General features: G+C 66.9%; 11 protein-coding genes. 2 read left to right on the top strand and 9 right to left on the bottom strand.

Annotation, left to right across the window (positions count from 1 at the left end; translation table 11 throughout):
* The 4 genes from RMP08_RS00365 to RMP08_RS00350 form a co-directional block, all read right to left on the bottom strand.
* A partial coding sequence (locus tag RMP08_RS00365) for a hypothetical protein (protein ID WP_310466955.1) occupies positions 1 to 203 on the bottom strand: 203 nt, incomplete at its 3' end.
* Positions 204 to 536: 333 nt separating this feature from the next.
* Positions 537 to 1,583 (bottom strand): glutathione synthetase, encoded by a 1,047-nt coding sequence (locus tag RMP08_RS00360; protein ID WP_310466954.1) that lies wholly within the window; start codon positions 1,581 to 1,583, stop codon positions 537 to 539.
* A gap of 6 nt (positions 1,584 to 1,589) precedes the next feature.
* The gene (locus tag RMP08_RS00355; RefSeq protein WP_310466953.1) at positions 1,590 to 3,455 is read right to left on the bottom strand and encodes a flavohemoglobin expression-modulating QEGLA motif protein; all 1,866 of its coding nucleotides are present in this window, start codon (positions 3,453 to 3,455) and stop codon (positions 1,590 to 1,592) included.
* Positions 3,452 to 4,255, bottom strand: a complete 804-nt coding sequence (locus RMP08_RS00350; protein WP_310466952.1) for an N-formylglutamate amidohydrolase — start codon at positions 4,253 to 4,255, stop codon at positions 3,452 to 3,454. Before RMP08_RS00350 ends, RMP08_RS00355 begins: the two co-directional genes overlap by 4 nt.
* 81 nt (positions 4,256 to 4,336) lie before the next feature.
* On the opposite strand from RMP08_RS00350, the gene RMP08_RS00345 reads away from it, so the two are divergent.
* The gene (locus tag RMP08_RS00345; protein ID WP_310466951.1) at positions 4,337 to 4,972 is read left to right on the top strand and encodes a glutathione S-transferase N-terminal domain-containing protein; all 636 of its coding nucleotides are present in this window, start codon (positions 4,337 to 4,339) and stop codon (positions 4,970 to 4,972) included.
* A gap of 184 nt (positions 4,973 to 5,156) precedes the next feature.
* Here RMP08_RS00345 and rplL read toward each other — a convergent pair whose 3' ends face one another.
* The 3 genes from rplL to RMP08_RS00330 all read right to left on the bottom strand — a co-directional run bounded on the left by rplL (position 5,157) and on the right by RMP08_RS00330 (position 7,420).
* Positions 5,157 to 5,531, bottom strand: coding sequence for a 50S ribosomal protein L7/L12 (gene rplL, locus RMP08_RS00340; protein WP_310466950.1), 375 nt, complete (start codon positions 5,529 to 5,531; stop codon positions 5,157 to 5,159).
* Between the two features lie 59 nt (positions 5,532 to 5,590).
* Positions 5,591 to 6,106, bottom strand: coding sequence for a 50S ribosomal protein L10 (rplJ, locus tag RMP08_RS00335; RefSeq protein ID WP_310466949.1), 516 nt, complete (start codon positions 6,104 to 6,106; stop codon positions 5,591 to 5,593).
* A gap of 294 nt (positions 6,107 to 6,400) precedes the next feature.
* Complete coding sequence (locus RMP08_RS00330; RefSeq protein ID WP_310466948.1) at positions 6,401 to 7,420, bottom strand: histidine kinase dimerization/phosphoacceptor domain -containing protein; 1,020 nt, start codon at positions 7,418 to 7,420, stop codon at positions 6,401 to 6,403.
* A gap of 233 nt (positions 7,421 to 7,653) precedes the next feature.
* Between RMP08_RS00330 and RMP08_RS00325 the strand changes: the two genes are divergently transcribed.
* Positions 7,654 to 8,691: a PAS domain-containing protein gene (locus tag RMP08_RS00325; protein WP_409049753.1), complete on the top strand. Its 1,038-nt coding sequence runs from the start codon at positions 7,654 to 7,656 to the stop codon at positions 8,689 to 8,691.
* 13 nt (positions 8,692 to 8,704) lie between these two features.
* On the opposite strand, the gene RMP08_RS00320 is transcribed toward RMP08_RS00325, so the two are convergent.
* Complete coding sequence (locus RMP08_RS00320) at positions 8,705 to 9,103, bottom strand: response regulator (RefSeq protein WP_310466947.1); 399 nt, start codon at positions 9,101 to 9,103, stop codon at positions 8,705 to 8,707.
* A gap of 191 nt (positions 9,104 to 9,294) precedes the next feature.
* A partial coding sequence (gene rplA, locus RMP08_RS00315; protein WP_310466946.1) for a 50S ribosomal protein L1 occupies positions 9,295 to 9,807 on the bottom strand: 513 nt, incomplete at its 5' end.

The following is a 9,807-nucleotide window of genomic DNA, read 5'->3' as shown; positions in this document are numbered from 1 at the left end:
AACACCGAGCGCAGGGTCTTCTCGAGGCCCGAGACATAGCCGGTAGCGGGGTCCGAGCGGAGGAACTGCTCGTAGCTTTCGCGCTGAACCTCGATCAGGTTCGGCATCTCCGAGATCTCGTGGATGTTGCCGAAGATCTTGCGGATGCGCCGCGAGGTTCTGGAGCCGGTGGTGGCCCGGACGTCGATCGCTTTGGTTGCCATGGGGTGTGTCGCGCCTTTTCTCGTTCCGTGCCCCGGCACGAAACCGGGGGCCAGCTGGACAAAGGGCCTGGTCCTGGCCGCGCCGCCGCTGAAGCAATCGCTTCATGGGCAAGCTCGGGCCGGGCTCAGTCCGCCTCGATATGGAGCGCTGCTTCCCGCTTCGTCCTTCCCAATGCGTGTGGCCCGTGCGCCGTTCGGGCCCTGTCCCGGGGAGGGCAGGAAAAGCTCCGGGCGCACGTCACCGTGCGGCGGAGCCGTCAATTTGTGGATGGAGCCGATATACGCCTTCCGCCGCCGCTTGCAAGGGGGAGGCGGCCGGAAAGCGACGAAAATCTACAGCGTCGCCAGATGGCGGTTGTCGAAAGCGTGGGCGTATTGGTCGGCGATCGCCACCTTGCGCTCCATTGCCTCCATGATCGGCACCGAGAAATCGACCCCGCCCAGCCGCGAGCAGCTGCCGAGATTGCCCGGCGAGAACACGTTCACCTCGAGGATCTTGTCGCCCACGATGTCGATCCCGACCAGGAACATGCCGTCGGCGATCAATTTGGGGCGGATCATCTCGGCCACCTTCAATTCGGTCTTGCCGATCTCGACCGCCTCGGCGGTGCCGCCGGCGTGGATGTTGGAGCGGATGTCGTCCTTCGACGCGACCCGCCGCAGCGCCGCATATTTGCCGTCGATCTCGAGCGGGTGGCCGTTCATCAGGAAAAAGCGGATGTCGCCCTTCTTGGCCGCGGGAACATAGGCCTGGGCGATGATGTAGCCATCGCGCCCAATCGCCTCGATCATCTGGTTGAGATTGGCCGCCGACTTGGCGTCGAGCTTGAATACCCCCGAGCCGCCCGAGCCCTGCAGCGGCTTGAGGATGATCTCCCCGCCATGCGCCTTGGCGAACGCCTTGATGTCGTCGCTGTGGCGGGTGATCAGCGTTTCCGCGCGCGCTTCGCTCGGGAAGCTCTGGAAATAGAGCTTGTTGATCGCTTTCCCCAGGCTGTCGGGGTCGTTCAAGACGATCACCCCGCGCTTGACCGCTTCGCGCCCGAACAGGATCCCGGCCTCGGCCGCCCACGGCGAAGTTTGCGCGTCGAGCGAGGGATCGTTGCGCAGCATCAGGATATCGATCTCGTCCATGTCGAGCTGGCGCGTCTTGCTCCCGACCTTCTTCAAGGCCGCGAACATCTCCTCGCGATCCTTCCACTTCGCCTTGGGCAGGAAGCGGCCGTGGACGTGGAGGCGATCGTCGGGGGTGAGGACGAAATCGGACGGGGTGACGTAGCACACCTCGTGGCCGCGCATCGCCGCCTGATGGGCCAGCACGGTGGTCGTGTAGCCGGGGAACTCGCGCTCGATGTCGTTGACGAAAAAGGCAATACGCAAAATGATTTACTCCCCTTCGAGGATCGAACCGAGACCGGCCCCGCCCCGCAAACGCGCGATTCGGGCCTGCGTGTCCGCACGGGTCATGAATTCAGGCACGAAACGCGGCGCATGGAGCAATCCGCGCTGGAGCAGCTCCTCGATCAGCGGCGCATGCGACGGCGCGATCTTGCCCAGCCAATAGGGATCGAGCGAGGCGCCCGCGGCGACCAGATCGACCACCGCCTTGAAGCCTTTCAAGTAAATAAGGTCCTTGGCCAGCCCGCCCGAGCGGTAGATCCGCGCGGTGACGTTGAACGCGGTGCGCTGGCTGAACCCGTGGTCGTCGGCGAGCAGGCGATAGCATTGCCCGAAATCGGCGCCGCGCAGCATCGCGTCGACCGCCACCACGCGCCCGGCGAGCAGCCGCACCCGCGTCGCGGTGAGCCCGCCGACTGCCCATTCGGCGAACACGCCAAGGCCTTCCTGCAGCCCCTCGTAACCGGCGAGCCCGGTGCGGAAGATCGACAGCGGCTGGAGCGCGCCGTTGAACCAGGTCAGCAGATGCACGCTGACCTCGTGCGCGAGCAGCGCGTCGAGCCGCCGCGTCGCCATGCGGGTATCGCTCGACACCATCAATTTGCCGCCCGACACCATCAGCCCCGCGGCCAAATCGTCGCGCACCTCGACCTCGGCGGTGAAGCGCGGGTCGGCGGCGCGGTAGCTGGCGATCAAGGCGCGCCCGGCCTCGGCGATCGCGTCGGCGCCGATCATCGGCCCGCGGCCCTGCTTGGCCGGTCGCGCCGCGGCGAGCAGGATGTGCGCGTCGGCTAGCAGCGCGGCGTCGACCGTGCCGTAGAGTAGCATCGAGGCGGGGCGGAAGGCGGGGGTGTTGCGCACCGACAGCATGGTCAATTGCTGGTCGATCTCGCGCCGCTTGTCGGACAGCAGGCTCTCGAGCAACGGGTCCTCGAGCTTGCCGAGGTCGACCGCGTAAAGCCGCCGCTTGGCTTCGTCGGGATCGGCCGTCAGCGGGCGATATTCAAAGCGCGGCGCGCGCTCGCCATCGCCGGCGACGAACTCGGCCATCGCCTCGGCGGTGTTGATCGGCGACACCGACAGCAGGAAGTCGAAGCTGCGCGAAATCTTGTCGAGCTTGCGGTCGGCCGACAGAGCGGCGGCGAGCAAGGCGCTGCGCCCGAGTGCGCGGTAATGGCGCGGCGCATTGCCCTTGCCGTCGGCGATGAACGCGCATGCCGCGCGCAGCACCGCGTCGCCGCTGGCGTTGGCGAGGTCGCGGAACAGTTGCGGGTAAATTCGACCGCCCGGCGCGCGGTGGATCGGCGGCAGCCCGAACGACAGATGCGAGAGATCGGGGTCGCTATCGATCAGCTCGGCCACCGACGGCTCGAAATACGGCCGGTCGCGGCGCTCGACCTCGCAGCACCGAAGATCGATTTCGACCGCCGCCATGGCCTTGGCGAGCGCGTTGCCGGCGCAGGTCGCGCGGTCGTCGTCGCCCGGCCCGATGATGGCGCGGAATTGCGGCAAATACGGCGCATCGTCGGCCGCCTCCGAGGGCGGCTCCTGGTCGAACAGCGAGACGATCAGGACATGCCCGAAATGCTCGCGCATCCTAGCCACCACCGCGCGCAATGCCGACGCCGCGGCGAGGTCGTCGTCGGGGCTCCACGCCAAATAAGCCGGGCTGTTCGACGCCACCCGCCGCGCGACGCTTTGCTCGGGCGTGGCGGAGCGGTGGAGGACGAGGAAATGGAGTGGCCGGTCGATATGCACCCGCCCGCTGTCCCCGACCTTCTGGCGCAGTGCCCCGGCCGGGGTGAACTCGGCGACGAACGGGTCGGGCGCGAGGCGGAGCGAGGGGCGGCTCATTCGCCCAGCAGCTCCTCGGCGCGGTGCGCGATGAAAGTGATGAAGCGGCGCATCGCAGCGAGCTCGGCGGGGTCGGGCTCGCCGCTCCATTCGTCCATGAAGAACTTCTTGAATTCGAGCGCGATGGCGCAGCCGCGGCCCGGGTAGCGCTCATGGATGAAGCGGGTCTGCTCGCCCTTGCCCTGGAAGGCGATATTCTCGCGTACGTCGAGCTTGCGGCCGTTGAAGTCGAACTCGGCCATCGCCTGCATCAACGGATCGACCAGGAACGCCCACTCATCGCGCGGCATGGAGAATGTGCCGATGTTGACGTCGGGCGCCTTGTCCGGCGGCGTCGGCGCTCCGTCGGGCCCGTCGCGGCGGTGATTATAACTGTGGACGTCGATCACCAGGAAGCGCTGGTGGCGCGCCGCGACCCCATCGAGCAGCGCCGCCAACGAGCGGTAATATTCGGCGTGGATGGCGAGCGAGCGTTCGGTCAGCTGCCGGTCGCACGCTCCGCCGTGCCACACCTCGAGGCCCCACGATTGCTCGGCGGTCTCGTACACCGCGCTGTCGGCGGCGCGGTTGAGGTCGAACTCGAAGCGCGAGCGGTGGACGATGATGTGCGCGGGCACGTCGACCACCGCCTGGCCGGTGAACGGATCCTCCTCGCGCAGGCGCCCGGCGTCGTCGAGCGCCATCGCCTCGGCAACTTCGGGGCGGACGTCATGCCCGTCATGGATTGCGGTGGCGACCACCGCGCCGGGGCCGTGGCGGACGGTCCACCACGGTTTCTCGATTTCTTGTGTCGGGGCCATGAGCGGACAAGCGCTTTAACGCGGTTTCGGTTGCGTAACGCCGATTGCGAAGCGCCGCGGCGCTCCGTAAAACCCGCGCCGATGATCCTCTATTACGCGCCCACCGCCTGCTCGATCGCGCCGCATATCGCGCTGGAGGAAATCGGCGTGCCGTTCGAAGCGCGCCGCATCGACCTCGGCAAGGGCGAGCAGACTTCGCCGGAGTTTCTCGCGGTCAACCCGCACGGGCGCGTCCCGGCGCTGGTCGTCGACGGCGAAACGGTGACCGAATTGCCCGCGCTGCTGGCCTATATCGCAGCGCTAAAACCCGAGGCCAAGCTGACGCCGCCGCCCGGCACATTGGCCTACGCGCGCTGCTTCGAATGGCTCGGCTTTCTGTCGAGCAGCCTGCACGTCGCCTACGCCCAGTTCCGCCGCCCCGGCCGCTTCGTCGCCGAAGGCTCGCCGGCATGGGACGAAGTGTCCGACGCCGGGCGCCTCAACACCATCGCCGCGTTTCGCGAGGTCGAACGGCGGCTGGGCGCCAGGCCGGACGGGGCGTGGGCCGCCGGCGACGCTTATTCGATCGCCGACATCAATCTGTTCCCGTTCCACGGCTGGGCGTGGCGGCTCGACCTCGACATGGCGAGCGAATGCCCGCGCTGGACCGCGCTGGTCGAGCGCATGAAGCGACGCCCCGCGGTGCAGCGTGCGATGGCGCGGGAAGCGGCGGACTAGGGGCGGGCACATAGAAAAAGGGCGACCCCTTGCGGAGCCGCCCTTCCTTCCCACGGACGCTTCAAGACATCCGCGAAACCACGCCAGTGCCCCGGCGAAGGCCGGGGTCCAGCTTTGTTTTCTGGCAGAGCTGGATCCCTGCCTGCGCAGGGATAACTCTACGCAGCCCGTGCGGGCCGCTCGGTTACTTGAGCTCGACGGTGCCGCCGGCGTCTTCGATCTGCTTCTTGATCTTCTCGGCTTCGGCCTTGTTGACGCCTTCCTTGATCGGCTTGGGCGCGCCTTCGACCAGCGCCTTGGCTTCGCCGAGGCCGAGCTGGGTGATGGCGCGGACTTCCTTGATCACGTTGATCTTCTTGCCACCGTCGCCGGTGAGGATGACGTCGAACTCGGTCTGCTCTTCGGCGGCCGGGCCGGCGGCGGCGGCGGCGGCCGGCGCAGCGGCAACCGCGGCGGCGGCGGACACGCCCCACTTCTCTTCCAGCGCCTTGGCCAGCTCGGCGGCCTCGAGGACGGTCAGCTTCGACAGGTCGTCGACGATTTTGTTGATGTCAGCCATTTGAAAACTCCTTGCGGGGCCGCGCCCCTTGCTTGTCGTGGATCAGGAAAATGCGAAAATTAAGCTGCCTGTTGCGCGCCGTAGGCACCGAAGACGCGGGCCAATTGGGCCCCCGGCTCGGCCACCGTGCGGGCGATCTTGGTCGCCGGGGCCTGGATCAGGCCGACCAGCTTGGCGCGCAGCTCGTCGAGTGACGGGAGCGCGGCCAAGGCCTTGATCCCCGCGACGTCGAGCAGCGTGTCGCCCATCGCCCCGCCAACGATCTCGAGACGATCGTTGGTCTTGGCGAAGTCCACCGCGACTTTCGCCGCGGCGACCGGATCGGTCGAGGTTGCAAGCGCGGTCGGGCCTTTCAGAAGGTCGCCGATCGGCTGGTAGCGGGTATCCTCGAGTGCGATCAGGGCAAGCCGGTTCTTCGCAACTTTGAACTGTGCGCCGGCATCGCGCATCTTCAACCTGAGATCGGTGGACTGGGCCACGGTCAGGCCGAGATTGCGGGTGACAACCACCACGCTGGTCTCGGTGAGGACGCTCTTCAGCTCGGCGACCAGATCGGCTTTTTGCGAACGGTCCATGCCAACTCCAAAGTTTCGGACTGAGACAAAAAGCCCCAACCGAGGTTCAAACATGCCGCACCGTGGCCAAAGCCAAAGCGAGACGCGATTGTCCGTGGGGCGTGGATCGCATAGCGCCGCCTGAAGCAGCGCACGCCGGACTCGCCTGAGGCGCATCCGGATGATTCCTGTCCCCGTCTCGGTTGCAGATTAAGAGGGAAACCCTCGGCAACTGTCTCGGACGGTTGCGGCGGGACGAGCCCGACGCGACGCGGCGCCTATAGCCGAATTCTCCACGCGATCAAGGGCACGGCCCTAGGTCTTGACGATCGCCACGATCGTGCCCGGCTGGCCGTCGGTGACGGTGACGGTGGCATCGAGCTGCGCCGACAACGCCTCGACGATCCCGGTGCCGAGACCGGGCTTGGACTCCTTGCCGCCCGCCATGCCGACCCCGTCGTCGCTGACGGTCAGCGCCCAGCCGCTGTCCGTGGCGGCGTAGGTTACGGTGATCTTGCCGCTGCGGTTGCGGCCCGGGAAAGCGTGCTTGAGAGCGTTGATGACCAATTCGGTGACGATCAGCCCGAGACTCACCGAGCATTGCGGCGAGACGCAGGTGTCGTCCACTGACGCGGTGAGGGTCAGCCTGTCGTGGTCGGCGATCATCGAGGCGCCGATGCTGTCGCATAGGTCGGTGAAGTATTTGCGCAGCGCAACCTTGGCGTCGCCGCTCACCGCGAGCTGTTTTTGCAGCGTGGCGATCGACATCACGCGGTGGTGGGCGTCGTGGAGGTGGACGCGGGTTTCCTCCGACTGCACCCGCCGCGCGCTCTGCATCAGCACGCTGGCGATGATCTGCAGGCTGTTGGCGATGCGGTGCTGGAGCTCCTTAAGCAGGATCTCCTTGTCGCGGATGAGATCGTCCTTGATCCTGGCCGCCGCTCGGTCGGCGCTGACGTCGGTGATGGTAACCGCGAGGCGGACGTTGCCGGAGTCCGCAAAATCGAGCTTGTGGGCGCCGACCACCACCCGGCACGGCGTCACACCGGGACGGACAAGGTCCATCTCATAGGCGGGGATTGCGGCCTTGCCGGCGAGGGTGGCGACGAGCAGCGATTTCAGCTGGGGGACATTCCATTCGCCCTGGCCGAGCGCGAGGATGGGCCGGCCGACGGTCGTGGCCGGGTCGAGGTCGAAGGTGGCGCAAAACGAACTGCTCGCCGCGACCACCGCCAGTTGGTGGTCGAGCAGCAGCAGCGGCGCCGGCGCCGATTCGATCAGCGCTGCCGCCAGCGTCGTCTCGCGTGCGGCCGGCAGTGGCGTGGTCAGGTTCATGTCAACGGGCCTTGGGGACACCGGAGGCCGACGATGTGAAAGCCATTCCCGGTGGGGCGCGATTGCTCCGCGCGAGTCATCGGACTGGCCCCGGGCCTGTCTAGCACAGAAACGCGGCTTCCCTATCGGATTGATGGGTGGCGGGCTTAACTAGGTTAATTCCCGTCGCGGGCCGGAACGCTTGCCGCGGCCAAGCTTTCATCAATCCGGCACGGAGCCGAAACGGAGGATTTGTGAGCATCGATGTGGTTAACGAGCAGGCGGAACTGGTCGCCGCGCGCAACGCCTTGCGCGAAAGCGATGCCAAATTCCGCACGCTGGCCGATGCGATGCCGCAGATGGTGTGGTCGACGCTGCCCGACGGCTTCCACGATTATTACAACGCGCGCTGGTACGAGTTCACCGGGGTCCCGGCCGGGTCGACCGACGGCGAAGGGTGGAGCGACATGTTCCATCCCGACGATCAGGAGCGCGCGTGGGAGAAGTGGCGCCACAGCCTGGCAACCGGCGAGCCGTATGAGGTCGAGTACCGCCTGCGCCACCGCAGCGGCGAATATCGCTGGACGCTCGGCCGCGCCTTGCCGATGCGCGACGGCGACGGGCGCATCGTGCGCTGGCTCGGCACCTGCACCGACATCCATCAGGCCAAATGCTATGCCGAGCAGAACGAGATCCTCAGCCGCGAGCTGAGCCATCGGATCAAAAACATCTTCGCGGTGATCAACGGGCTGATCGGCCTCAGCGCGCGCGCCCACCCGGTGGCCAAGCCGTTCGCCGCCGAGTTGCAGGGACGCATTTCGGCGCTCGGCCGCGCCCATGACTTCGTCCGCCCGCACAGCGACGAATCGCGGCCCCAGACGCTGCCCGACACGCTGCACAGCGTGCTGCGCGAAATCCTCTCGCCCTATCCCGCGCTCGACGAGGGGCGGATCAAGATCAGCGGCGCCGACGTCAAGATCGACGACCGCGGCGCGACCCCGATCGCGCTGCTGGTCCACGAGCTTGCCACCAACGCCGCCAAATACGGCTCGCTGCTGGAGCCAGACGGCGAAGTGTTGATCCACACCGATGACGCGGGCGACGAAATCGCCCTGACGTGGGAAGAGCACGGCGGCCCGGCGCTGGCGGGTCCGCCCGAGCGCACCGGCTTCGGGACCAAGCTGACTGACCTCAGCATTGTCCAGCAACTCGGCGGGACGATCGAGCGCGATTGGCAGCCCGCCGGGCTGCGCGTGCGCATCGCGGTCCAACGCGCGCGGTTGTTCCGGTAGGAAAAGCGGCTGGTTAGCCGAACAGGCGGAGCGCGGCAGGCTTCTCGACCGGGCGGCCGTGGCGCACGCCAAGCGCATAATCCACCGCCGCCTTGACCGTATTCTCGTCGGTCGGCTTGGTCAGCACCCCGACTGCCCCCGCGATGCCGTCGCCGAGCAGGCGCGGATTGGCGGTAATGAACAGCACGGTGACGCCATTGGCGCCGAGCCTTTTGCCGATCTCGGGACCGGTCAGGCCGTCGCGCAGATTGAGGTCGACCAACGCGAGATCGATCGGCGCGCCGATATATTCCTCGGCGGTGCCGAGGTCGGGGGCGATCCCGACCGGCTCGTAACCGAGGTCCTCGAGGATCGCCTCGAGGTTCATGGCGACGAAAATTTCGTCTTCGACAATGAGGATGCGCGCGGACATGACTTGGTTTTGCTATGGACCCTGTTGTGTGCGGATATGGCTCGGCAAATTAACGGTCGATGCCGCCGCCGGTTCCCAAGAACGGCGGAAACCTGCCGCACTCCAGTTTGCAGCGGGGTGCAAGCGGCGCGCAAAAAAAGGGGCCGGAGCGCTCGGCTCCGACCCCCATTTTCCGTTCAAAAGCCGCGCGGCTAGACGCCGGCGACCTCCGAAATATCAATCCGCACGCCCGGGCCCATGGTCGAGCTGACGGCGATCTTCTGGACGAACTTGCCCTTCGATCCCGACGGCTTGGCCTTGACGATGGCGTCGAGGAAGGCGTCGAAATTGGCCTTGAGGTCTTCGGCCGGGAAGCTCGCCTTGCCGATCCCGGCGTGGACGATCCCGGCCTTCTCAACGCGGAACTCGACCTGGCCCGACTTGGCCGCGGTGACCCCCTCGCCGACGTAGGGGGTGACCGTGCCGAGCTTGGGGTTGGGCATCAGCCCCTTGGGACCGAGCACTTTGCCAAGGCGGCCGACGATGCCCATCATGTCGGGGGTGGCGATGACCCGGTCGAAGTCCATCTGGCCGCCCTGGATCGCTTCCATCAAATCTTCGGCGCCGACCACTTCGGCCCCGGCCTTCTTGGCTTCCTCGGCCTTGTCGCCGCGCGCGAACACCGCGACGCGGACGTCCTTGCCGGTGCCCTTGGGGAGCGAGAC

It is taken from the genome of Sphingomonas sp. (genome assembly GCF_031426035.1).
GTDB lineage: Bacteria > Pseudomonadota > Alphaproteobacteria > Sphingomonadales > Sphingomonadaceae > Sphingomicrobium.
Note: the sequence above shows the minus strand (reverse complement) of the source record. Positions and strands in the feature narration are given on the sequence as shown.